Annotated in this window: 17 protein-coding genes, 2 tRNA genes, 1 other RNA gene and 4 pseudogenes; 14 read left to right on the top strand and 10 right to left on the bottom strand. The window is 53.1% G+C overall.

Annotated elements, in window-relative coordinates:
- The first annotated feature begins 1 nt into the window (after nt 1).
- On the top strand, nt 2–679 hold the full coding sequence (gene narI / locus WLO32_RS11650; RefSeq protein ID WP_435948289.1) for a respiratory nitrate reductase subunit gamma: 678 nt from the start codon (nt 2–4) through the stop codon (nt 677–679).
- Nucleotides 680–954: 275 nt separating this feature from the next.
- Here the strand turns inward: narI and WLO32_RS11645 are convergent.
- The 5 genes from WLO32_RS11645 to WLO32_RS11625 form a co-directional block, all read right to left on the bottom strand.
- Nucleotides 955–1,050, bottom strand: a non-coding RNA gene (locus tag WLO32_RS11645) — RtT sRNA.
- A 303-nt stretch (nt 1,051–1,353) separates the two neighbouring features.
- Nucleotides 1,354–1,438 (bottom strand) — tRNA-Tyr (locus WLO32_RS11640).
- Between the two features lie 37 nt (nt 1,439–1,475).
- A tRNA-Tyr gene (locus tag WLO32_RS11635) sits at nt 1,476–1,560 on the bottom strand.
- A gap of 157 nt (nt 1,561–1,717) precedes the next feature.
- Nucleotides 1,718–2,560: a formyltetrahydrofolate deformylase gene (gene purU, locus WLO32_RS11630; protein ID WP_435945312.1), complete on the bottom strand. Its 843-nt coding sequence runs from the start codon at nt 2,558–2,560 to the stop codon at nt 1,718–1,720.
- Nucleotides 2,561–2,620: 60 nt separating this feature from the next.
- Nucleotides 2,621–3,079, bottom strand: coding sequence for a YchJ family protein (locus WLO32_RS11625; RefSeq protein WP_435945311.1), 459 nt, complete (start codon nt 3,077–3,079; stop codon nt 2,621–2,623).
- 111 nt (nt 3,080–3,190) lie between these two features.
- On the opposite strand from WLO32_RS11625, the pseudogene rssA reads away from it, so the two are divergent.
- The 5 genes and pseudogenes from rssA to WLO32_RS11600 all read left to right on the top strand — a co-directional run bounded on the left by rssA (nt 3,191) and on the right by WLO32_RS11600 (nt 8,702).
- A pseudogene (gene rssA / locus WLO32_RS11620) lies at nt 3,191–4,100 on the top strand (patatin-like phospholipase RssA).
- Between the two features lie 93 nt (nt 4,101–4,193).
- Complete coding sequence (gene rssB, locus WLO32_RS11615) at nt 4,194–5,207, top strand: two-component system response regulator RssB (protein ID WP_435945310.1); 1,014 nt, start codon at nt 4,194–4,196, stop codon at nt 5,205–5,207.
- A gap of 201 nt (nt 5,208–5,408) precedes the next feature.
- On the top strand, nt 5,409–6,311 hold the full coding sequence (gene galU, locus WLO32_RS11610; protein WP_435945309.1) for a UTP--glucose-1-phosphate uridylyltransferase GalU: 903 nt from the start codon (nt 5,409–5,411) through the stop codon (nt 6,309–6,311).
- A gap of 24 nt (nt 6,312–6,335) precedes the next feature.
- Nucleotides 6,336–7,676, top strand: coding sequence for a UDP-glucose dehydrogenase family protein (locus tag WLO32_RS11605; RefSeq protein WP_435945308.1), 1,341 nt, complete (start codon nt 6,336–6,338; stop codon nt 7,674–7,676).
- A 14-nt stretch (nt 7,677–7,690) separates the two neighbouring features.
- A pseudogene (locus tag WLO32_RS11600) lies at nt 7,691–8,702 on the top strand (NAD-dependent epimerase).
- Between the two features lie 101 nt (nt 8,703–8,803).
- Here the strand turns inward: WLO32_RS11600 and hns are convergent.
- Nucleotides 8,804–9,214: a histone-like nucleoid-structuring protein H-NS gene (hns, locus tag WLO32_RS11595; RefSeq protein ID WP_121268858.1), complete on the bottom strand. Its 411-nt coding sequence runs from the start codon at nt 9,212–9,214 to the stop codon at nt 8,804–8,806.
- Between the two features lie 553 nt (nt 9,215–9,767).
- Here hns and tdk point away from each other — a divergent pair.
- A pseudogene (tdk, locus tag WLO32_RS11590) lies at nt 9,768–10,374 on the top strand (thymidine kinase).
- Nucleotides 10,375–10,494: 120 nt separating this feature from the next.
- Here the strand turns inward: tdk and adhE are convergent.
- A complete protein-coding gene (adhE, locus tag WLO32_RS11585; RefSeq protein ID WP_435945307.1) occupies nt 10,495–13,170 on the bottom strand; it encodes a bifunctional acetaldehyde-CoA/alcohol dehydrogenase in 2,676 nt (891 codons plus the stop codon).
- 484 nt (nt 13,171–13,654) lie between these two features.
- Here adhE and WLO32_RS11580 point away from each other — a divergent pair, with 484 nt between their 5' ends.
- The 6 genes and pseudogenes from WLO32_RS11580 to oppF all read left to right on the top strand — a co-directional run bounded on the left by WLO32_RS11580 (nt 13,655) and on the right by oppF (nt 20,699).
- Nucleotides 13,655–14,302 (top strand): YchE family NAAT transporter, encoded by a 648-nt coding sequence (locus WLO32_RS11580; RefSeq protein ID WP_121268853.1) that lies wholly within the window; start codon nt 13,655–13,657, stop codon nt 14,300–14,302.
- Nucleotides 14,303–15,105: 803 nt separating this feature from the next.
- Nucleotides 15,106–16,740 (top strand): oligopeptide ABC transporter substrate-binding protein OppA, encoded by a 1,635-nt coding sequence (gene oppA, locus WLO32_RS11575; protein ID WP_435945306.1) that lies wholly within the window; start codon nt 15,106–15,108, stop codon nt 16,738–16,740.
- 88 nt (nt 16,741–16,828) lie between these two features.
- Nucleotides 16,829–17,749, top strand: a complete 921-nt coding sequence (oppB, locus tag WLO32_RS11570; protein WP_121268847.1) for an oligopeptide ABC transporter permease OppB — start codon at nt 16,829–16,831, stop codon at nt 17,747–17,749.
- Nucleotides 17,750–17,763: 14 nt separating this feature from the next.
- Entirely contained in the window at nt 17,764–18,672 is a 909-nt protein-coding gene (oppC, locus tag WLO32_RS11565; RefSeq protein WP_121268845.1) for an oligopeptide ABC transporter permease OppC, read from the top strand.
- A gap of 11 nt (nt 18,673–18,683) precedes the next feature.
- Nucleotides 18,684–19,698 (top strand): annotated as a pseudogene (locus WLO32_RS11560) (ABC transporter ATP-binding protein).
- On the top strand, nt 19,695–20,699 hold the full coding sequence (gene oppF / locus WLO32_RS11555) for a murein tripeptide/oligopeptide ABC transporter ATP-binding protein OppF (protein WP_121268841.1): 1,005 nt from the start codon (nt 19,695–19,697) through the stop codon (nt 20,697–20,699). Before WLO32_RS11560 ends, oppF begins: the two are co-directional and overlap by 4 nt.
- Before the next feature lie 51 nt (nt 20,700–20,750).
- On the opposite strand, the gene WLO32_RS11550 is transcribed toward oppF, so the two are convergent.
- Together WLO32_RS11550 and cls are read right to left on the bottom strand one after the other, a co-directional pair.
- Nucleotides 20,751–21,080: an HI1450 family dsDNA-mimic protein gene (locus tag WLO32_RS11550; RefSeq protein ID WP_034494996.1), complete on the bottom strand. Its 330-nt coding sequence runs from the start codon at nt 21,078–21,080 to the stop codon at nt 20,751–20,753.
- A 36-nt stretch (nt 21,081–21,116) separates the two neighbouring features.
- Nucleotides 21,117–22,577: a cardiolipin synthase gene (cls, locus tag WLO32_RS11545; RefSeq protein WP_435945305.1), complete on the bottom strand. Its 1,461-nt coding sequence runs from the start codon at nt 22,575–22,577 to the stop codon at nt 21,117–21,119.
- A gap of 144 nt (nt 22,578–22,721) precedes the next feature.
- Between cls and WLO32_RS11540 the strand changes: the two genes are divergently transcribed.
- On the top strand, nt 22,722–22,901 hold the full coding sequence (locus WLO32_RS11540; protein ID WP_121268837.1) for a YciY family protein: 180 nt from the start codon (nt 22,722–22,724) through the stop codon (nt 22,899–22,901).
- 56 nt (nt 22,902–22,957) lie between these two features.
- Here the strand turns inward: WLO32_RS11540 and WLO32_RS11535 are convergent, their stop codons facing one another.
- Nucleotides 22,958–23,254 carry a YciI family protein gene (locus tag WLO32_RS11535; RefSeq protein ID WP_435945304.1) on the bottom strand — a complete coding sequence of 99 codons (297 nt, stop codon included), beginning with the start codon at nt 23,252–23,254 and terminating at the stop codon, nt 22,958–22,960.
- Between the last annotated feature and the right edge of the window lie 108 nt (nt 23,255–23,362).

Genomic DNA, 23,362 nt, shown 5'->3' with positions numbered 1-23,362 from the left:
GATGCATTTTCTAAATGTGTTCTTCTATGACATCTATCCGTACCTTTGCGGCACGGTGTTCCTGCTGGGCAGCTGGCTGCGCTATGACTACGGCCAGTACACCTGGAAAGCAAGCTCCAGCCAGATGCTCGACAGAAAAGGGATGAATCTTGCATCAAACCTGTTCCATATCGGTATCCTCGGTATTTTTGCAGGCCACTTCCTCGGCATGCTGACGCCGCACTGGATGTACGAGTCATTTTTGCCAATCGACGTGAAGCAGAAAATGGCGATGTTCGCCGGCGGCGCGTGCGGCGTGTTGACGTTAGTGGGCGGCTTGCTGCTGCTTAAACGCCGTCTGTTTAATCCGCGAATTCGCGCGACCTCGACCGTGGCCGATATTCTGATCTTAAGCCTGCTGGTGATTCAGTGCGCGCTGGGCCTGTTGACTATCCCGTTCTCGGCACAGCATATGGACGGCAGCGAGATGATGAAACTGGTGGGATGGGCGCAGTCGGTGGTGACCTTCCGGGGCGGCGCATCTGAGCATCTGGACGGCGTGGCGTTTATCTTCCGCGTGCATCTGGTGCTGGGCATGACGCTGTTCTTACTCTTCCCGTTCACCCGTCTGGTGCACATCTGGAGCGCGCCGGTTGAATATCTGACGCGTAAGTACCAGGTGGTACGCGCGCGTCGCTGATGGTTGATGACGTTTGATAAATACCTGGCTTCGGCCGGGTATTTTTTTGCCTGTCGTTTAGCCCGGCGCGGGTGACGCTGCGCTTACCCGCCCTACAAAATCTGACCCGATGGATGACAGGGCAGGTAAGCGAATGCTGCATGCACGGTTACGCGCAGGAGGGATAAGCGGATGCGCCATCCACCGAAAAGTTGGGCGAGTCAGACAGGTTAAATCCTTCCCCAACGGGGATCTGGAAAAGTGTGCGATTTGAAAATTTGAGGGTTACTAAAAGATGGTGGTGGGGGAAGGATGACCGCGCAGCGCGCGTTCTCACTGACGTGAGTCGAACCTTAGTCGAAGCTTCTCATCCTTCCCCAACGGGGATCTGGAAAAGTGTGCGTTTTGAAAGTTTGAGAGTTACTAAAATATGGTGGGGGAAGGATGACCGCGCAGCGCGCGTTCTCACTGACGTGAGTCGAACCTTAGTCGAAGCTTCTCATCCTTCCCCAACGGGAATCTGGAAAAGTGTGCGATTTGAAAGTTTGAGAGTTACTAAAAGATGGTGGTGGAAGGATGACCGCGCAGCGCGCGTTCTCACTGACGTGAGTCGAACCTTAGTCGAAGCTTCTCATCCTTCCCCAACGGGGATCTGGAAAAGTGTGCGTTTTGAAAATTTGAGAGTTACTAAAAGATGGTGGTGGGGGAAGGATTCGAACCTTCGAAGTCGATGACGGCAGATTTACAGTCTGCTCCCTTTGGCCGCTCGGGAACCCCACCAGGGGTGTTGGTTTACTGTGGTACTGAAATTTGTAGATGGTGGTGGGGGAAGGATTCGAACCTTCGAAGTCGATGACGGCAGATTTACAGTCTGCTCCCTTTGGCCGCTCGGGAACCCCACCACGGGGTATGACATTTACTGGCCTGCTTCCTTCGGCTGGAAGCGGGGCGCATCATATCAAATGAAGCGCCGCTGTAAAGCTTTCGCTGTAAGAAAATGAATCGTTTGCCGTTTTTTTACGCTTAACGTCGTAAAGCTCAACGATTCATCCCGCTGCGTTACAGAATGATGGTGCGGTTGCCGTAAACGAATACCCTTTGGGCCAGCACCTGATACAGGGCGCGGCTTAAAACGTTCTTTTCCACGTCGCGGCCTGCTCGCATCATATCTTCTGCGGTGTAGGTATGATCGACGTGAATAACGTCCTGCATGATGATTGGGCCTTCATCCAGATTGTCATTCACGTAGTGCGCCGTGGCGCCGATAATCTTCACGCCGCGCTCGTACGCCTGGTGATAAGGACGTGCGCCAATAAATGCCGGCAGGAACGAGTGGTGAATGTTGATTATCTGATTGGGGAAGCGTGAAACGAACGAAGGCGTCAGCACGCGCATGTATTTCGCCAGCACGACATAGTCTGGCTCAAAAGCGCTGATAGCATCCGCCATCTGCGTATCGTGCTCTTCGCGGGTCATGCCTTCATGGCTGACGAGCTGGAAGGGAATATCGAAGCGTTCAACCAGCGTGCGCAGCGTGTCATGGTTGCCGATAACGGCGGCAATATCCACATCCAGGCCGCCGTAGGTGGCCTTCATCAGCAAATCGCCCAGGCAGTGCGCCTCTTTGGTGACCAGAATAACGACCCGGCGGCGGCCTGCGGGCGTCAGTTCACGCACGGAGCCTTCGGGTAACGCTCCGTCCAGATCGGCAAGCAGCGTGGCGTCGTTAAAAATCCCTTCAAGCTCGGTACGCATGAAAAAACGGCCGGTGCGGTGATCGACGAACTCGTTGTTCTGCACGATATTCAATTCGTGCTTGTAACAGATGTTGGTGATCTTGGCGATCAGACCTTTTGCGTCAGGGCAGATAGTACGAAGTACTTTTCGTTGCAGTGCTTGCATCGCTTGGTAAATCCTGTGAACTGTGTTTGCTAAACAAGAGTGTGGTGACGGGGCTGAAGCTTACCGCCCACAACATTTTTTAAATTTTTTCCCGGAGCCGCAGGGGCAGGGGTCATTACGACCCAGCTGAGGGCGCGTACCCTCGACATAGTACCACTGACCGGATTCTTTTAAGAAACGGGAACGTTCGATAATGGCGCTTTCGCGCTCCTGGTCTTTGAAACGGGCAGCAAAACTGACGTATCCTTCGTTATCATCTCGCCCATGGGCCTCTTCAAAGACGGTTAAACCCAGCCACTGGGTGCCGGTAAAAGAGGCGGCGATATCCGCTTTTAGCGTTTCATAACGCATCTGCGGATGCCAGCTGGCGACCAGATAATCTGCGTCGTGCATCACGTATGCGCTGTAGCGTGAGCGCATAAGCCGTGCTGGCGTCAAAGGCAGGCTTTCACCGCGTAGGTAAGGCTGGCAACATAGGCTATACTCCAAACCGCTGCCGCAAGGACAAAGTTGCGCCACAGTAACTCCTTAAAATGAATAAACGGCGCAGGCGCCAGGCAGCGCTATGTTAACTGAGCAGTGGCGACGACGCCACGGGATGCAAATCCTGTAAAGATTGACCGAGGCGGAATGAGACAGGTAAAAATCGGCCTGGCGTTAGGGTCGGGTGCAGCGAAAGGTTGGGCACATATTGGCGTTATCAACGCGTTAAAGCGAGCAGGCATTCAGATTGATATCGTAGCGGGATGTTCGGTAGGGGCGCTGGTTGGCGCCGCTTATGCCTGTAATCGGTTACCCGTGATGGAACGTTGGGTAAGATCGTTTGGCTACTGGGACGTTTTACGCCTGATGGATCTTTCCTGGCGCCGGGGAGGTTTACTGCGCGGCGAAAGGGTTTTTAACAACGTTCGCAAAATTATTCCCGAAGAATCAATCGAAAGTTGCCATCTGCGCTTTGGCTCCGTGGCCTGCAACCTGAGCACCGGTCGTGAGCTTTGGTTTACCGACGGCGACCTGCATCAGGCCGTGCGCGCCTCGTGCAGCATGCCGGGGCCTGCTTTCACCGGTGGGCTACAACGGCTACTGGCTGGTGGATGGCGCGGTAGTCAATCCTGTTCCGGTCTCGTTAACGCGTGCTTTGGGGGCCGATATAGTTATCGCCGTAGATTTGCAGCACGACGCCCATCTGATGCAGCAGGATTTGCTGTCCGTGAATATGGCCGGGCCGGCAACGGAAGAGGTTGGGCAGTCCGCCACCTGGCGCGGCCGCCTGCGCGAGCAGCTGGGGAAAATGAAAAATCGGCGCGCCTTTACGACGCCGACGGCGATGGAAATCATGACCACCTCGATTCAGGTGCTGGAAAATCGCTTAAAACGCAACCGTATGGCGGGCGATCCGCCGGATATTTTACTCCAGCCATTCTGTCCGCAAATCTCGACGCTCGATTTCCATCGTGCCGCTGAAGCCATTACCGCCGGAACGCAGGCGGTTGAAAAAAAGATGGATGAGCTGTTACCACTGGTCCGTACCCATGACTGAGTATTGGGTTTTTATACATCTTCGGGTAATTCTGACAGGCGCTCAAAGCCATACCATGCCACTATTTACTTATTGCCAGTCAGAGGAGAGAGCATGACACAGCCACTCGCGGGAAAACAGATTCTCATCGTTGAGGATGAGCCCGTTTTTCGCTCCCTTTTGGATAGCTATCTCTCCTCGCTTGGGGCAATCACCACTGTAGCCTGGGACGGTATTGATGCGCTGGAAAAAATGTCGAGCGTGTCCCCCGACCTGCTGATTTGCGATCTTGCCATGCCGCGCATGAACGGCTTAAAACTGGTTGAGCATATCCGTAACGAGGGCAATCAGACGCCCATTCTTGTGATTTCTGCGACGGAAAATATGTCGGATATCGCAAAAGCGCTGCGCCTGGGCGTGCAGGACGTGCTGCTAAAGCCGATAAAAGATCTCAATCGCCTGCGTGAAACCGTTTTCGCCTGCCTCTATCCGACGATGTTTAACTCCCGTGTCGAAGAGGAAGAGCGCCTTTTCCAGGACTGGGATGCGCTGGTCAGCGATCCGCAGGCCGCCGCAAAACTGCTGCAGGAGCTGCAGCCGCCGGTCCAGCAGGTGATGTCCCATTGCCGCGTTAACTACCGCCAGCTTGTCGCCGCCGATCAGCCTGGGCTGGTGCTTGATATCGCGCCGCTATCAGAAAACGATCTCGCCTTTTATTGTCTTGATGTCACGCGTGCCGGAGATAATGGCGTGCTGGCTGCTTTATTATTGCGCGCGCTTTTTAACGGCCTGCTCCAGGAGCAGCTTTCCCATCAGCGTCAGCGCTTGCCGGAATTAGGTAATTTACTTAAACAAGTGAACCAGTTATTGCGTCAGGCTAATCTGACCGGGCAATTTCCGCTCATCGTCGGCTATTACCACAGCGCATTAAAAAACCTCATTTTGGTCTCCGCCGGTCTTAATGCAACGTTAAATACCGGAGAGCATCAAATTCAAGTCAGTAACGGTGTGCCATTGGGCACTTTGGGCAATACTTATCTGAATCAAATCAGCCAGCGTTGCGACGCCTGGCAGTGCCAGGTGTGGGGCGCGGGTGGCCGTTTACGCTTAATGTTGTCTGCGGAATGAGCACCTGAATCACTGATTACATTTAGCTTTTCTCCCCCCCCTGGGCTGGTGGTAATATTGCGCCATACCGATTCGTATTAGTCTTAAATTACCAACGCAGCGGGTAAACAGCGGCAGATTTAGATTTTAAGCTGATATACTCGAACGCGTTTTTAAATTGACGAGCAAGTTTAACACTTGAACAGTCCAGGAGGTTTTTCAATGGCTGCCATTAATTCTAAAGTTAGAAAAGCAGTAATCCCTGTTGCGGGATTGGGAACGCGTATGTTGCCTGCTACTAAGGCAATTCCGAAAGAGATGCTGCCGCTGGTAGATAAACCATTAATTCAGTACGTCGTGAATGAATGTATTGCGGCAGGAATTACTGAAATTGTTCTGGTAACTCACTCTTCGAAAAACTCCATCGAAAACCACTTCGATACCAGCTTCGAGCTCGAAGCCATGCTGGAAAAACGCGTCAAGCGTCAGCTGCTGGAAGAAGTTCAGGCGATTTGCCCGCCGCACGTCACCATTATGCAGGTCCGTCAGGGGCTGGCCAAAGGCCTGGGGCACGCGGTGCTGTGCGCTCATCCGGTTGTAGGTGACGAGCCCGTCGCGGTTATTTTGCCCGATGTGATTCTCGACGAATTCGAATCCGATCTTTCCCAGGATAACCTGGCAGAGATGATTAAACGTTTTGATGCTACCGGCCACAGCCAGATTATGGTTGAGCCTGTAGCAGATGTGACCGCCTATGGTGTCGTTGACTGTAAAGGCGTTGAGCTAAGCGAAGGCGACAGCGTGCCGATGGTCGGCATCGTTGAGAAACCTAAAGCTAACGTCGCGCCATCGAACCTCGCCGTGGTAGGGCGCTATGTCCTGAGCGCCGACATCTGGCCGCTGCTGTCCAAAACGCCTCCGGGCGCGGGCGACGAAATCCAGCTGACCGACTCCATCGCAATGCTGATGGAAAAACAGACCGTCGAAGCCTACCACATGAAAGGCGTGAGCCATGACTGCGGTAACAAACTGGGCTACATGCAGGCGTTTGTGGAATACGGCATTCGTCACAAGACGCTTGGCGAAGATTTTAAAGCCTGGCTTGAAGAGACCGTTGGCAAGTAATTCCATTCAAGGCAGGATAGAAAGATGAAAGTTACCGTATTTGGTATCGGCTACGTTGGGCTTGTACAGGCCGCCGTACTTGCAGAAGTTGGCCACGAGGTCATGTGTATTGATGTCGATGCCCAGAAGGTTGAAAACCTGAAAAACGGCGTGATCCCGATTTTTGAACCGGGCCTGACGCCGCTGGTGAAGAAAAATTACGAAGAAGGACGTCTGTTGTTCAGCACCGACGCTGAGCTGGGCGTTCAGCATGGCGAGATGCAGTTTATCGCCGTGGGCACGCCGCCAGACGAAGATGGTTCCGCGGATCTGAAATACGTCACCGCGGTTGTCCGCACCATCGCACAGCATATGACTTCCCATAAAGTGGTGCTGGATAAATCTACTGTTCCGGTGGGTACAGCAGATAAAGTCCGCAGCGTCATGGCGCAAACGCTTAAAGAGCGCGGCGTTGACCTCCCGTTCGACGTCGTTTCAAACCCTGAGTTCCTTAAAGAAGGCGCCGCGGTTTCCGACTGCATGCGCCCTGAGCGCATCGTTATTGGTACGGATAACGAAGATGTGGTGGATCTGCTGCGTGAACTCTACGAGCCGTTCAACCGCAACCACGATCGTATGATCCTGATGGATATCCGTAGCGCCGAGCTGACCAAGTACGCCGCAAACTGCATGCTGGCGACCAAAATCAGCTTTATGAACGAGATTTCGAACCTGGCGGAACTGCTGGGCGCGGACGTTGAGAAAGTGCGTCAGGGTATTGGTTCCGATCCGCGTATCGGCTACCACTTTATCTATCCCGGCTGCGGCTACGGCGGCTCCTGCTTCCCGAAAGACGTACAGGCGCTGATCCGCACCGCCGAGCAAATTGGCTATCAGCCGCGCCTGCTGCAGGCGGTTGAGCAGGTTAACCAAGCACAGAAGATGAAGCTGCCTGAGTTTATCCAGCGTCATTTTGGTGAAGACCTGCTGGGCAAAACCTTCGCGCTGTGGGGGCTTTCTTTCAAGCCCAATACCGACGATATGCGCGAAGCCTCAAGCCGCGTCCTGATGGAAGCGCTGTGGGAACGCGGCGCTCAGGTACAGGCGTTTGATCCTGAAGCGATGGACGAAACCCAGCGTATCTATGGGCACCGTACCGACCTGAAGCTGATGGGCACCAAGGAGGCCGCGCTGCAGGGCGCTGACGCGCTGGTGATTTGCACCGAATGGCAAAACTTCCGCGTACCGGATTTTGACGTCATTAAAAGTTCCCTGAAGCAACCAGTTATCTTTGACGGCCGTAACCTGTATGATCCTGAGAGACTCAGCAAACGCGGCTTTGTTTATTATGCAATCGGCCGCGGAGCGTCCATCAATATTGCATAATAAATGAGGGTTGTATGAAATTTCTGGTTACCGGCGCAGCAGGCTTTATTGGATTTCATGTTAGCGAGCGCCTGCTTGCTGCCGGTCACCAGGTTATCGGTATCGATAACCTGAATGACTATTATGACGTCAACCTCAAGCTCGCCCGCCTTGATTTACTTAAACCACATTCTCACTTCCAGTTCGAAAAAATTGATCTTGCCGACCGCGGCGCGATGGAGCAGTTATTCGCCACGCAACGGTTCGACCGCGTAATCCACCTTGCCGCTCAGGCAGGCGTACGTTATTCAATCGATAATCCCCATGCTTATGCCGATTCAAACCTTGTTGGGCATTTGAATGTGCTGGAAGGCTGCCGCCATAATAAAGTGGGGCATTTGTTGTACGCTTCTTCCAGCTCCGTGTATGGTTTAAACCGCAAGCTACCGTTTTCTACCGATGATTCTGTCGATCACCCGGTCTCTTTATATGCGGCAACTAAAAAAGCCAATGAGTTGATGGCGCATACTTATTCGCATTTATATGGCTTGCCCACGACGGGGCTGCGCTTTTTCACGGTTTATGGCCCGTGGGGGCCGTCCGGATATGGCGTTATTTAAATTCACCCGCGCAATTGTTGAGGGTAATAGCATTGATGTATACAACCACGGACAAATGCGCCGCGATTTTACCTACATTGATGATATTGCCGAAGCGATTGTGCGTTTGCAGGATAACATTCCGCAGGCCGATGCTTCATGGACTGTAGAGCAGGGATCGCCTGCTACAAGCTCTGCGCCTTATCGCGTATATAACATCGGTAATAGCGATCCGGTGACGCTGATGGACTATATAACCGCGCTGGAGACCGCGCTGGGTAAGGTGGCGCAGAAGAATATGATGCCGATGCAGCCGGGCGACGTGCTGGAAACCAGCGCCGATACGCGCGCCTTATATGAGGTTATAGGATTTAAGCCTCAAACCTCTGTCGCAGACGGCGTGGCGCGTTTTGTTGAATGGTATAAAACCTTCTATAAGGTAAGTTAATGCGGATAAAAAGGAAGCTCAGGCTTCCTTTTTTATTGCGCGCAATAAAAAAAATCCCGCCGCAGCGGGATTTAATAAGCAGCACACTTAAAGTGTAAGACTCAGGCAATCAGGAAATCTTCCAGTTTTTTACCCTGGTCTTCCATTGCTTTTTTGATTACCGCAGGAGTACGGCCCTGACCGGTCCAGGTCTTGGTTTCGCCGTTCTCATCAATGTACTGATATTTAGCCGGGCGCGCAGCGCGCTTGGCTTTGCCTGCGGATTTAACAGCAGCCATGCTGTTCAGTAATTCGTTAGGATCGATACCGTCTGCAATCAGCATTTCACGGTATTGCTGCAGTTTACGGGTACGCTCTTCAATTTCCGCAGCCTGTGCATTTTCTTCTTCACGGCGTTCGTTAACTACAACTTCTAATTTCTCCAGCATTTCTTCCAGAGTTTCGAGAGTGCATTCTCTTGCCTGTGCACGAAGAGTACGGATGTTGTTCAGAATTTTAAGTGCTTCGCTCATTTTAGTAATCTCAAACTTATATTAGGTGGCTTGTTGGTGTAATAATAGAGCCTTAAATTAGGTTCTGCAATAGGGGGGAATGTAAGGAATCCAAAATTTCAGGTTATTTACCGCTTTTATAAAAGTTCGCTAAGTTAAATTTGGCTTGATGTGACTCACAAAAAAACAGGAGCCACTCACTTTTTCGACAACAACCCTGGGAGTAACAGGGATTGCCGAACTTAGGAAAACAGCGGTCAGGTAGCATCAATGGCTAAATATCCGCCTTTGGTATTATTGCGCTAACCAGCGAATATTCTTAACAAGTTAATATTAATTATTGATGTATTAATTTAAGCACGCGCATTAAAAAGGCTGAAAACTCCGGGTGTTACAGTGCGTTCATGCCGCCGCTGACAGGCTTATATGGCGTTGAGACTATTAGAAAGGCTTTATATATCGCGGCGCGTAAAGCTAATGTTCCGGGCGCGCGCTACGGCACAGGCTGAGGCCGCGGCTTATGGTATAATCCTTTCGTTAACAATATTTACACTTTGACTTAGGTTATCTGCGAATGGCGCAACTCTATTTCTACTACTCGGCGATGAATGCCGGAAAATCTACGGCGTTACTTCAGTCTTCCTACAATTATCAGGAAAGAGGTATGCGCACGCTGGTGTATACCGCCGAAATTGATAATCGATATGGTTCAGGAAAGGTGAGTTCCCGTATCGGCCCTGTCGTCGCCGGCGAAACTGTATAACTCCTCCACGTCGCTGTTCGACGATATTCGTAATGAGCACGAGCGTGAGCCCGTACACTGCGTTCTGGTTGATGAAAGCCAGTTCCTTACGCGCGAGCAGGTTCATGCCTTATCTGACGTGGTGGATGAATTAGATATTCCCGTGCTGTGTTACGGCCTGCGTACCGATTTCCGCGGCGAGCTGTTTGGCGGCAGCCAGTATTTACTGGCATGGTCAGATAAACTCGTCGAGCTAAAAACCATCTGTTTCTGCGGCCGTAAGGCCAGCATGGTTTTACGCCTGGATAGCGAGGGGCGTCCTTATAATCAGGGTGAGCAGGTGGTGATCGGCGGCAATGAGCGCTATGTCTCGGTTTGCCGTAAGCATTATAAAGAGGCGCTGCAAAAAGGCTCTCTGCAGGCCATACAGCGCGTTTAACGCCGCTGCCAGGGGATAAGCCCTATAGACGCTCACAGGGCAGCACAGGCCGTTTGAGCAAATATTTTCTCAGGCCATAAAAAAACCCGCCGAGGCGGGTTTTTTATTAAGGACCGGCAATTAAGCGGTTTTTTTCGCTTTTTTGTCAGCTTTCAGTACCGTCGGCGCAGCTTCTTTGGCAACTTCGCCTTCTACGTATTCACGGCCGTAGTAGGTATCCATCAGAATCTGTTTCAGTTCAGCGATCAGCGGGTAACGAGGGTTCGCACCGGTACACTGGTCATCAAACGCATCTTCAGACAGCTTATCAACGTGTGCCAGGAAGTCCGCTTCCTGAACGCCAGCTTCGCGGATGGACTTAGGAATACCCAGTTCAGCCTTGATGCTATCCAGCCATGCCAGTAGCTTCTCGATCTTAGCCGCGGTACGGTCGCCCGGCGCGCTCAGACCCAGATGGTCTGCGATTTCAGCGTAACGACGACGCGCCTGTGGACGGTCATACTGGCTGAAAGCGGTCTGCTTGGTTGGGTTGTCATTCGCGTTGTAGCGGATAACGTTGGAAATCAGCAGGGCGTTCGCCAGACCGTGAGGAATGTGGAACTGAGAACCCAGTTTGTGAGCCATTGAGTGGCACACGCCGAGGAAGGCGTTCGCAAACGCGATACCTGCGATAGTCGCGGCGTTATGAACACGCTCACGGGCAACCGGATTTTTTGCGCCTTCGTTATAGGACGCCGGCAGGTTCTCTTTCAGCAGTTTCAGCGCCTGCAGAGCCTGACCGTCAGAGAACTCACTCGCCAGTACGGAAACGTAAGCTTCCAGGGCGTGAGTTACCGCATCCAGACCACCGAACGCACACAGGGACTTAGGCATATCCATCACCAGGTTGGCATCAACGATGGCCATATCTGGAGTCAGCGCGTAGTCAGCCAGCGGGTATTTCTGACCGGTAGCGTCGTCGGTTACAACCGCAAACGGCGTTACTTCAGAACCGGTACCGGAAGTGGTGGTGACGGCGATCATTTTCGCTTTCACGCCCATTTTCGGGAACTTGTAGATACGTTTACGGATATCCATAAAGCGCAGCGCCAGCTCTTCGAAGTGGGTTTCCGGATGTTCGTACATTACCCACATGATTTTCGCAGCATCCATCGGGGAGCCGCCGCCCAGCGCGATAATCACGTCTGGTTTAAAGGAGTTGGCCAGCTCGGCGCCTTTACGTACTACGGAAAGGGTAGGGTCAGCTTCAACTTCAAAGAAGACTTCGGTTTCAACGCCGGCCGCTTTGAGCACGGAAGTGATCTGGTCCGCATAACCGTTGTTGAACAGGAAACGGTCGGTAACGATCATCGCACGCTTGTGACCATCAGTAATCACTTCGTCCAGCGCGATTGGCAGGGAGCCACGGCGGAAGTAGATAGATTTCGGAAGTTTATGCCACAACATGTTCTCAGCTCGCTTAGCAACGGTTTTCTTGTTGATCAGGTGCTTAGGACCAACGTTTTCAGAGATGGAGTTACCACCCCATGAACCACAACCCAGAGTCAGGGAAGGTGCGAGTTTGAAGTTGTACAGGTCGCCGATACCACCCTGAGATGCAGGGGTGTTAATCAGGATACGTGCAGTCTTCATTTTGTCGCCGAAGTGCTTAACGCGTTCTGGCTGGTTGTCCTGGTCGGTGTACAGGCAGGAGGTGTGACCGATGCCGCCCATCTCGACGAGTTTCTCAGCTTTAACAACGGCGTCTTCGAAGCTGCTGGCGCGATACATAGCCAGAGTCGGCGACAGTTTTTCGTGAGCAAACGGTTCGGATTCGTCAACGATGCTAACTTCGCCAATCAGAATTTTGGTGTCTGCCGGCACGGTGAAGCCTGCCAGCTCAGCGATTTTAGTCGCCGGTTGACCCACGATAGCCGCGTTCAGCGCGCCGTTTTTCAGGATGATGTCCTGCACGGCCTTCAGCTCCTGGCCCTGCAGCATGTAGCCGCCGTGGGTAGCGAAGCGTTCGCGAACTGCGTCGTAGGCGGAATCCACAACGATAACGGACTGTTCAGAAGCACAGATAACGCCGTTGTCGAAGGTTTTGGACATCAGGATGGAGGCAACAACACGTTTGATGTCGGCGGTTTCGTCAACCACGACAGGGGTGTTGCCTGCGCCTACGCCGATTGCTGGCTTACCGGAGCTGTAGGCCGCTTTAACCATGCCCGGGCCGCCGGTTGCCAGGATCATATTAATGTCCGGGTGGTGCATCAGGGCGTTAGACAGCTCAACAGAAGGCTGGTCGATCCAACCGATCAAATCTTTAGGCGCGCCGGCCGCGATCGCCGCCTGCAGGACGATATCCGCCGCTTTGTTGGTGGCGTCTTTTGCACGTGGGTGTGGAGAGAAGATGATCGCGTTACGCGTCTTCAGGCTTATCAAAGACTTAAAGATAGCCGTTGACGTCGGGTTAGTCGTTGGCACGATACCGCAAATGATGCCGATTGGCTCAGCGATAGTGATGGTCCCGAAGGTTTGGTCTTCAGACAAAACACCGCAGGTTTTCTCATCTTTATAGGCGTTATAGATATATTCGGAAGCAAAGTGGTTTTTGATCACTTTATCTTCGACGATACCCATGCCGGATTCGGCAACGGCCAGTTTCGCCAGAGGGATTCGAGCATCGGCGGCAGCCAGGGCGGCGGCGCGGAAGATTTTATCAACTTGCTCTTGAGTGAAGTTGGCATATTCACGCTGGGCTTTCTTGACACGCTCTACGAGTGCGTTAAGTTCAGCGACATTAGTTACAGCCATAATGCTCTCCTGATAATGTTAAACTCTTTTAGTAAATCAGCTGCTCGAGTCGACAGTACAGTATAGTCAGCGGGCAACAGCTTGGGTAAATGACGGGACATGACTATGCAAAAACTTACACTAACGTCTCGCTGATTTACTAAAAGAGCCTTACCTGGCAGGTAAATTCGTGTGATGAATAACTTGCTCTTCAGGTGTAACCAAGGGTACTCACTTCTGAGTAGCGATTTCATGATCTGGATCACATAATTTCAATGCTGACTCCTTTCAGCCAGCCTTATTTATGTGCCTGAAAAGGCTTTAAAATTTTAGTCACAGCGAGGACAAATCAAACTACCATATTTCCAACATACGGATAACAATATTGGTTAATCTCGCCATAAAGCCCGTTAGCAGCGATCTATGCTGTGAAATGCCGTAGCGCTGGCAGTGCTTTTCCATTACATTACGCCTGCGTTTGCTATCTTCACTTGCGGAGTTTCGCGTGGCTCAATCCTGGTTTGATTTGCCCACCTATTTTAAATTTTTTATTGGTCTTTTTGCTCTGGTAAACCCGGTAGGCATTATTCCCGTCTTTATCAGCATGACAAGCTACCAGACCGCCGCGGCGAGAAATAAAACTAACCTCACGGCGAACCTTTCCGTAGCCATTATTTTATGGACCTCTTTGTTCCTCGGCGACGGCATCCTGCAGGTATTCGGCATTTCTATTGATTCCTTCCGCATCGCCGGCGGCATCCTTGTGGTCACCATTGCGATGTCGATGATCAGCGGTAAGCTGGGCGAGGATAAGCAGAACAAACAAGAGAAATCAGAAAGCGCGATACGCGAAAGCGTGGGCGTCGTGCCGCTTGCGCTGCCGCTTATGGCCGGGCCGGGGGCCATCAGTTCTACCATCGTCTGGGGAACGAAATATCACAGCTGGGGACACCTGTTTGGCTTCTCCATCGCCATTGCGCTTTTTGCCCTCAGCTGCTGGATGGTGTTCCGCATTGCGCCGTGGCTGGTGCGTTTGCTGGGCCAAACCGGCATCAACGTTATTACCCGTATAATGGGTCTGTTACTGATGGCGTTGGGGATAGAGTTTATCGTCACCGGCCTGAAGGCCATTTTCCCGGGGCTGTTAAGTTAGTTGTTCTGCATCTTTCATATGAAAAAGCAGAATATCAATTCTGCTTTTTTTGTTAATAAAACCCCAAATCCTCCCTGCAAATGCGCTTTATGGCGCAGGTCATAAGAAAATCATCCATAAGAAATTACTTTGGCAACCGCTAATTAACTGCGGGTACAAAGAGCTGCTGTACAGAAAAGTTACAGTCGCGCTGTTATTTAACTCACACTACACAATGACACTTGCTGCCGCTTTATTGAGATGATATTAGTAATTCAAGCGCTCCCGTAGAGGAATGTGCTAAAAAATAATCAATTGTTAATTTTTTGTTGGTGCAGTGCGAGCGCAGAACGTTTCCGCCATTCAAACGATCTTCCTTTAGCTATGTAGTTGATTTAGATTGCTAAAAATTAGCTACAGCGCCCGCTGTCCTGCCGCAATAAATCCACGCTGCAATTGATAAAAGAGAAATGGTTAACAAATTTGCAAATTGTATTGGCGGCGCCTGGGTGCTTTTGATACTTTCCGGACAAAACAATTCGCTGCAAAACGTTTCATTTTCAGAGGAGTTTGATTTCCGTATGAAATCATATTCCTCTGGAACATGATTTATCCCGCAACCCGGCCTGTTACAGGGCAGGCTGGAAAGAATCGACGGAAGAGGATGCCATTAAGAGCCTCCCACAAATAAAGTCGTTGATAGCAAGAAGTGCAGATAAAGCAGTACTCCTTACAGTCGCTTAACGCTCCGCGCTGTAAAGGAACCCCAAGGGGAAGAGGCTGGCCTTCGGGCCGGTAATTATAATGAGTGGAGTATCAACACAATGTCCATCATCACAAAAAAAAGTCTGATAGCAGCAAGTATTTTTACCGCGCTAATCGCGGGTAACGTGGCCCATGCGGCAGACGTGCCGGCAGGCGTCCAGCTGGCAGAAAAGCAAACGCTGATTCGTAACAACGGCGCCGAGCCGCAGTCTCTGGATCCCAACAAAATTGAAGGCGTGCCTGAGGCAAACGTCAGCCGCGATCTCTTTGAAGGTCTGCTGATTACCTCTCCGACCGACGGCCACCCGATTCCGGGCGTAGCGGAGTCCTGGGATAATAAAGATTTTAAAGTCTGGACTTTCCATCTGCGCAAAGATGCGAAATGGTCCAACGGCGATCCTGTTACCGCGCAAGATTTCGTCTATAGCTGGCAGCGTCTGGTTGATCCTAATACCGCCTCTCCTTATGCGAGCTATCCGCAGTACGGCCATATCGTCAACGTTGATGAGATAATCGACGGCAAGAAAAAACCGAGCGAGCTGGGCGTAAAAGCTATCGACGACCACACGCTGGAAGTCACCCTGAGCGAGCCTGTTCCATACTTCTATAAGCTGCTGGTTAACCCGGCGATGTCCCCGGTGAACAAAACCGCCATCGAGAAGTTTGGCGAGAAGTGGACCCAGCCTGCGAACCTCGTTTCCAACGGCGCCTACAAGCTGAAGGACTGGGTGGTTAACGAACGCATCGTGATGGAGCGTAATACCAATTACTGGGACAACGCCAAAACCGTCGTAGACCAGATTACCTATCTGCCGATTTCTTCAGAAGTGACCGACGTTAACCGCTACCGCAGCGGTGAAATCGACATGACCTATAACAACCTGCCGATCGAACTGTTCCAGAAACTGAAAAAAGAGATCCCGGCGGAAGTGCATGTTGACCCATACCTGTGCACTTATTATTACGAAATCAACAACCAGAAAGCGCCGTTTACCGACGAGCGCGTGCGTACCGCGCTGAAGCTGGGCCTGGATCGCGACATCATTGTGAATAAGGTGAAAGCGCAGGGTGACCTGCCGGCCTATGGCTACACCCCTCCTTACGCCGATGGCGCCAGGCTGACCAAGCCTGAGTGGTTCTCCTGGACCCAGGAAAAACGTAACGAAGAAGCGAAGAAGCTGCTGGCTGAAGCGGGCTATACCAAAGACAAGCCGCTGACCTTCAACCTGCTGTACAACACCTCCGATCTGCACAAGAAGCTGGCAATCGCTGCGGCATCCATCTGGCAGAAAAACCTCGGCGTGAACGTCAAGCTTGTGAACCAGGAGTGGAAAACCTTCCTCGATACCCGTCATCAGGGTAACTACGATGTGGCGCGCGCCGGCTGGTGTGCGGACTACAACGAACCTACTTCGTTCCTGAACACCATGCTCTCAACGAGCTCCATGAACACCGCGCACTATAAGAGCCCGGCGTTTGACGCCATTATGGCGGAGTCTTTGAAAGCCACGGATGATGCTCAACGCAGCGCGGCTTACGATAAGGCCGAACAGCAGCTGGGCAAAGACTCTGCGATCGTTCCGGTTTATTACTATGTGAACGCCCGTCTGGTGAAACCATGGGTCGGCGGCTATACCGGCAAAGACCCTATGGATAATATCTACACTAAAGATATGTACATCATCAAACATTAATGGCAATTCGTGGGGCAGGGCGAAGGGCCTTGCCCCATCGTGTCTTATTTCATCGCACTCTAAAGGCACAGGCCAGAAGGTATGGGCAATGTTGAAATTTATTCTACGTCGTTGTCTGGAAGCAATTCCGACACTCTTTATTCTTATAACAATTTCCTTCTTTATGATGCGTCTTGCGCCGGGCAGTCCATTCACCAGCGAGCGCGCGCTTCCGCCGGAAGTCATGGCGAACATCGAAGCTAAATATCATTTAAACGATCCGATAACTACCCAGTATTTCAGCTATCTGAAGCAGCTGGCGCACGGTGATTTTGGACCGTCATTTAAATATAAAGATTATTCAGTGAACGATCTGGTGGCCTCAAGCTTCCCGGTATCGGCTAAATTAGGCGCGGCCGCGTTTATTTTCGCCGTGGTGCTGGGCGTACTGGCGGGGGTTATTGCAGCGCTGAATCAAAATACCAAATGGGATTATGCGGTAATGGGCATAGCCATGACCGGGGTGGTTATCCCCAGCTTCGTGGTCGCCCCGTTGCTGGTGCTGATATTTGCCATCACCCTTAAATGGTTGCCGGGAGGAGGCTGGAACGGCGGAGCATTGCAGTACATGATCCTGCCGATGGTCGCGTTGTCATTAGCCTATATCGCAAGTATCGCGCGTATTACCCGCGGCTCGATGATTGAAGTGCTGCACTCCAACTTTATCCGTACCGCACGCGCAAAAGGCCTGCCGATGCGCCGCATTATTTTGCGTCACGCTCTGAAGCCCGCGCTGTTACCGGTGCTGTCTTATCTTGGGCCGGCGTTTGTGGGGATCATTACGGGCTCGATGGTTATTGAAACCATTTACGGCCTGCCGGGCATCGGCCAGCTGTTCGTAAACGGCGCGCTGAACCGTGACTATTCGCTGGTGCTCAGCCTCACCATTCTGGTGGGTGCCCTGACGATTCTGTTTAACGCGATTGTTGACGTGCTGTATGCCGTTATCGATCCGAAAATTCGTTACTGATACTGGAGTTCGCCATGATGTTGAGTAAGAAAAACAGCGAGGCGCTGGAAAACTTCAGTGAAAAGCTTGAGGTTGAAGGCCGCAGCCTGTGGCAGGATGCGCGTCGTCGTTTTATGCATAACCGCGCCGCGGTCACCAGCCTGCTGGTGCTGGCGCTGATTGCGCTCTTTGTGACCTTTGCGCCGATGCTGTCGCAGTTCACCTATTTCGATACCGACTGGGGCATGATGTCGGCGGCGCCCGATATCGAATCCGGCCACTACTTCGGCACCGACTCTTCAGGCCGCGATCTGCTGGTGCGCGTGGCTATCGGCGGGCGTATCTCGCTGATGGTGGGCGTCGCCGCGGCGCTGGTCGCGGTTATCGTCGGCACCTTGTACGGCTCGCTGGCGGGTTATCTGGGCGGCAAAACCGACTCCGTGATGATGCGCCTGCTGGAAATCCTTAACTCCTTCCCGTTCATGTTCTTCGTTATCCTGCTGGTGACCTTCTTCGGGCAAAACATTCTGCTTATCTTCGTGGCCATCGGCATGGTCTCCTGGCTGGATATGGCGCGTATCGTGCGCGGCCAGACGCTGAGCCTGAAACGTAAAGAGTTTATTGAAGCGGCGCAGGTGGGCGGGGTCTCTACCGCCAGCATCGTGGTGCGTCATATCGTGCCGAACGTGCTGGGCGTGGTGGTGGTTTATGCCTCGCTGCTGGTGCCAAGCATGATCCTGTTCGAATCTTTCCTGAGCTTCCTCGGTCTGGGAACCCAGGAGCCGCTGAGCAGCTGGGGCGCGCTGTTAAGCGACGGCGCCAATTCCATGGAGGTTTCCTCATGGCTGCTGCTGTTCCCTGCGGGCTTCCTGGTCATCACCTTGTTTTGTTTCAACTTTATCGGCGATGGCCTGCGTGATGCCCTCGACCCGAAAGATCGTTAAGGAGTGCCGCGATGAGCACAATTGAAAATCCTGCGGTGGTCACTCCACTGAGCCAGCATGCCGCGCTGCTTGACGTAAAAGATCTGCGCGTCACCTTTGGCACCCCCGACGGCGATGTTACCGCGGTCAACGATCTGAACTTCAGCCTGCGGGCCGGCGAAACGCTGGGTATCGTCGGCGAATCGGGTTCGGGGAAATCCCAGACGGCGTTTGCGCTGATGGGCCTGCTGGCGGCTAACGGCCGCATCGGCGGCTCGGCGAAGTTTAACGGCAAAGAGATTCTCAACCTGCCGGAAAACCAGCTAAACCGCCTGCGCGCCGAACAGATTTCGATGATTTTCCAGGACCCGATGACCTCTCTTAACCCGTATATGCGCGTGGGAGAGCAGCTGATGGAAGTTCTGATGCTGCATAAGAAACTGGGCAAGGCGGAAGCGTTCGAAGAATCCGTGCGCATGCTCGACGCGGTGAAAATGCCGGAAGCGCGCAAGCGCATGCGCATGTTCCCGCATGAGTTCTCCGGCGGTATGCGCCAGCGCGTGATGATCGCCATGGCGCTGCTGTGCCGGCCAAAGCTGCTAATTGCCGATGAGCCGACCACCGCGCTGGACGTTACCGTTCAGGCGCAGATCATGACGCTGTTAAACGAGCTTAAGCGCGAGTTTAATACCGCCATTATCATGATCACCCACGATCTGGGCGTCGTTGCCGGGATCTGCGACAAGGTGCTGGTGATGTACGCCGGACGCACCATGGAATACGGCAAGGCGCGGGACGTGTTTTATCAACCCGTTCATCCTTATTCTATCGGCCTGCTAAACGCGGTGCCGCGTCTGGATGCGGAAGGCGAATCCTTATTAACCATTCCGGGCAACCCGCCGAACCTGCTGCGCCTGCCGAAAGGCTGTCCGTTCCAGCCGCGCTGCCCGTACGCCATGGAAATTTGCAATACCGCGCCGCCGCTGGAGCACTTTGGCGAAGGCCCGCCTGCGCGCCTGCTTTAAGCCGGTGGAGGAGCTGGTATGAACGCCATGACAGAAGAGAGAAAGGTCCTGCTGGAAATTGCCGATCTTAAGGTCCATTTCGACATTAAGGACGGTAAACAATGGTTCTGGCAGCCGTCAAAAACCCTCAAGGCGGTCGACGGCGTCACCCTGCGGCTGTACGAAGGGGAAACCCTCGGCGTGGTGGGCGAGTCCGGCTGCGGTAAATCGACCTTTGCCCGCGCTATTATCGGCCTGGTGAAAGCAACCGACGGCCGCGTGGCCTGGCTTGGCAAAGATCTGCTGGGCATGAAACAGGAAGAGTGGCGCGACGTGCGCAGCGATATCCAGATGATTTTCCAGGATCCGCTGGCGTCCCTTAACCCGCGTATGAATATCGGCGATATCATCGCCGAGCCGCTGCGTACCTATCATCCGAAAATGCCGCGCCAGGAAGTTCGCGACCGCGTGAAAGCCATGATGATGAAAGTCGGGCTGCTGCCTAACCTTATCAACCGCTATCCGCACGAGTTCTCCGGCGGCCAGTGTCAGCGTATCGGCATTGCGCGCGCGTTGATTCTTGAGCCGAAACTGATCATCTGCGACGAACCGGTTTCGGCGCTGGATGTCTCTATCCAGGCGCAGGTGGTTAACCTGCTGCAAAAGCTGCAGCGTGAGATGGGGCTGTCGCTGATCTTTATCGCGCACGATCTGGCGGTGGTGAAGCACATTTCCGATCGCGTGCTGGTGATGTATCTCGGCCACGCCGTGGAGTTAGGCACTTATGACGAGGTGTACCACAACCCGCTGCATCCTTACACCAAAGCGCTGATGTCCGCGGTGCCGATCCCCGATCCGGATCTGGAGAAAAACAAGGTAATCCAGCTGCTGGAAGGGGAGCTGCCGTCGCCAATCAATCCGCCGTCCGGCTGCGTGTTCCGCACCCGCTGTCCGATAGCCGGGCCGGAATGTGCGAAAACCCGTCCGGTACTGGAAGGCAGTTTCCGCCATGCGGTTTCCTGTCTGAAGGTGGATCCGCTTTAAGCTTGCACGGCTATAAAAAAGGGCAGCCTGAGCTGCCCTTTTTATTCTTTATTACTCGCGCCAGAGAATATGGCAGAGCTTATGATCTTTTTCGCGACACAGCAGAACGCGCGCGAAGATATCGTTAAGTTCTCCGCCGTCGGTATCGGCGAGGCCAATCACCACCTCGGCAAAGAAGTCGGGATTCAGGTCAAAATCTACGTGCTCCTGCCAGTCTTCCGCCGGATCGAACAGTTCGGCACCGCCGCGCTCTTCAAACTGCAGGTTAAATAAAATCACGTCTGCCGGATCGAGATTATCTACCGCCAGCTCGAGAAAAATGTCGTAGGCCTGTTCCAGCGTTTCGTCTTCTGTCAGGCGGTTATTCAGATCCATTTCCATTTTTACATCCACATATCAAGTGCCGATCGCCACGTTTTACAGCAACGGGCTGAAGAAGTAAAACAGTCGCTCAACCACGCGCTGCCACATCGGGCGTTTCGCCCACAGGCGGGCATCCACGAGCCTTGAACGAGAGATATAGTCGTCCTGCACGCCGGCCAGATCGCCTGCGAATCCGGAGTCGTCGATCACAAGCGTAATCTCGAAGTTAAGCCACAGGCTGCGCATATCAAGATTCACGGTGCCCACCAGGCTGAGCTGGCCGTCGACCAGCACGCTCTTGGTATGCAGCAGTCCGCCTTCGAACTGGTAGATTTTAACCCCGGCCGCCAGCAGCTCGCTAAAGAAAGCGCGGCTTGCCCAGCCGACCAGCAGCGAATCATTATGGCGCGGTATGATAATGCTCACATCAACGCCGCGCTGCGCGGCGGTACAGATGGCGTGCAGAAGATCGTCGCTTGGCACGAAATAGGGGGTGGTCATTATCAGATATTCACGCGCGGCATAAACGGCAGTCAGCAGCGCCTGGTGAATCAGATCCTCAGGGAACCCCGGGCCGGAGGCGATGGTGTGAATGGTGTGGCCGCTGGCCTCTTCAAAAGGCATGATATTGGCGTCAGGCGGCGGCGGCAAAATGCGCTTGCCGGTTTCGATTTCCCAGTCGCACGAATAGACGATACCCATAGCCGTGGCAACCGGGCCTTCCATACGCGCCATTAAATCAATCCACTGCCCGACGCCTGCATCCTGCTTGAAGAAGCGCGGGTCAACCAGATTCATGCTGCCGGTATAAGCGATATAGTTGTCGATCAGCACCATCTTGCGATGCTGACGTAAATCCATGCGGCGCAGGAAGACACGCATCAGATTTACCTTCAGCGCCTCGACAACCTCCACGCCTGCGTTGCGCATCATATTCGCCCACGGGCTGCGGAAAAACGCCACGCTGCCCGCGGAGTCGAGCATCAGGCGGCAGTGAATGCCGCGCCGCGCCGCCGCCATCAGCGATTCCGCCACCTGGTCGGCCATCCCGCCCGGCTGCCAGATATAGAAGACTATCTCAATATTGTGGCGCGCAAGCTGGATATCGCGGATTAATGCCTGCATGGTTTCATCGGAGGTGGTCAGCAGCTGCAGCTGGTTGCCTTTTACGCCGCCGATGCCCTGGCGACGCTCGCAAAGCTGGAACAAGGAGGTGGCGACCGCGCTGTTTTCTTCGGCAAAGATATGTTTGCAGCTTTTAAGATCGGTCAGCCATTTGGCCGTGGACGGCCACATGGCCCGCGCGCGTTCGGCGCGGCGCTTGCCCAAATGAAGCTCGCCGAAGGAGAGGTAGGCAATAATCCCTACCAGCGGCAGAATATAAATGATTAATAGCCAGGCCATCGCGGAGGGAACCGCCCGGCGTTTCATTAAAATACGAAGCGTAACCCCGGCTATAAGCAACCAGTAGCCTAAAATGACCAGCCAACTAACCACCGTGTAGAAGGTTGTCATACCCTAAAAATCCTTTTGAAATCGTATGGTTTCGAGTTTACGCATAACCGCCGCTTGTTCACAATAAAACTAGTCGTAAAACGGCTGGTCTGCTGGCAATAAGCCTCTATAATGACTCGTCTGTTTTAAAGTTGAGTCGTAAAAATGAGGCGTAGTAGAACCGAGGTCGGACGCTGGCGAATGCAGCGTCAGGCGCAACGGCGCAAAGCGCGTTGGCTGGAAGGTCAGTCGCGTCGTAATATGCGCATTCACGTCATCAGAAAGTGCCAGGTCAATAAGCAGCGTAACTCTTTGCTGTTTGCCATTCACGATCGTTGGGCGTAAAGAAAAGGGCACCGCCAGCCGGTGCCCAAAATATTTCTCACCCCGTCATTTCCGTTTCAGAAAACTTTCTTAAAGGGTTTGACCGCTACCTGCTTGTAGACCCCCGCAGCGATATAAGGATCGGCCTCCGCCCAGGCCTGAGCTTCTTCCAGAGAGGTAAACTCCGCGATCACCGTTGAGCCGGTAAAGCCCGCGGCGCCGGGATCGTTACTGTCGACCGCAGGCATCGGGCCGGCAGTCAGCAGGCGGCCTTCATCACGTAATAGTTGCAAGCGCGCCAGATGGGCGGGACGCACGGCCAGACGTTTTTCAAGCGAATCGGCGTTATCTTCTGCGTAAATGACATACAGCACGGGCAGGACTCCTTTTTAAATGGGGATGTAAAATACCGTAAGTGAATGATGCTCAGACTGCAATTGAAACATAAACAAGATGTTAAATCCCTGACGCAGATGCCGGAA

Source organism: Dryocola mayonis, assembly GCF_051307045.1.
In the GTDB taxonomy this organism is placed as follows: domain Bacteria; phylum Pseudomonadota; class Gammaproteobacteria; order Enterobacterales; family Enterobacteriaceae; genus Dryocola.
This window is presented reverse-complemented; position numbering and strand designations above follow the sequence as displayed.

Coding starts and splice junctions, on each gene's coding strand:
- narI (WP_435948289.1), top strand. CDS start 2: ATGCATTTTCTAAATGTGTTCTTCTATGACATCTATCCGTACCTTTGC.
- purU (WP_435945312.1), bottom strand. CDS start 2,560: ATGCAAGCACTGCAACGAAAAGTACTTCGTACTATCTGCCCTGACGCA.
- rssB (WP_435945310.1), top strand. CDS start 4,194: ATGACACAGCCACTCGCGGGAAAACAGATTCTCATCGTTGAGGATGAG.
- galU (WP_435945309.1), top strand. CDS start 5,409: ATGGCTGCCATTAATTCTAAAGTTAGAAAAGCAGTAATCCCTGTTGCG.
- WLO32_RS11605 (WP_435945308.1), top strand. CDS start 6,336: ATGAAAGTTACCGTATTTGGTATCGGCTACGTTGGGCTTGTACAGGCC.
- hns (WP_121268858.1), bottom strand. CDS start 9,214: ATGAGCGAAGCACTTAAAATTCTGAACAACATCCGTACTCTTCGTGCA.
- adhE (WP_435945307.1), bottom strand. CDS start 13,170: ATGGCTGTAACTAATGTCGCTGAACTTAACGCACTCGTAGAGCGTGTC.
- oppA (WP_435945306.1), top strand. CDS start 15,106: ATGTCCATCATCACAAAAAAAAGTCTGATAGCAGCAAGTATTTTTACC.
- oppB (WP_121268847.1), top strand. CDS start 16,829: ATGTTGAAATTTATTCTACGTCGTTGTCTGGAAGCAATTCCGACACTC.
- oppC (WP_121268845.1), top strand. CDS start 17,764: ATGATGTTGAGTAAGAAAAACAGCGAGGCGCTGGAAAACTTCAGTGAA.
- oppF (WP_121268841.1), top strand. CDS start 19,695: ATGAACGCCATGACAGAAGAGAGAAAGGTCCTGCTGGAAATTGCCGAT.
- WLO32_RS11550 (WP_034494996.1), bottom strand. CDS start 21,080: ATGGAAATGGATCTGAATAACCGCCTGACAGAAGACGAAACGCTGGAA.
- cls (WP_435945305.1), bottom strand. CDS start 22,577: ATGACAACCTTCTACACGGTGGTTAGTTGGCTGGTCATTTTAGGCTAC.
- WLO32_RS11540 (WP_121268837.1), top strand. CDS start 22,722: ATGAGGCGTAGTAGAACCGAGGTCGGACGCTGGCGAATGCAGCGTCAG.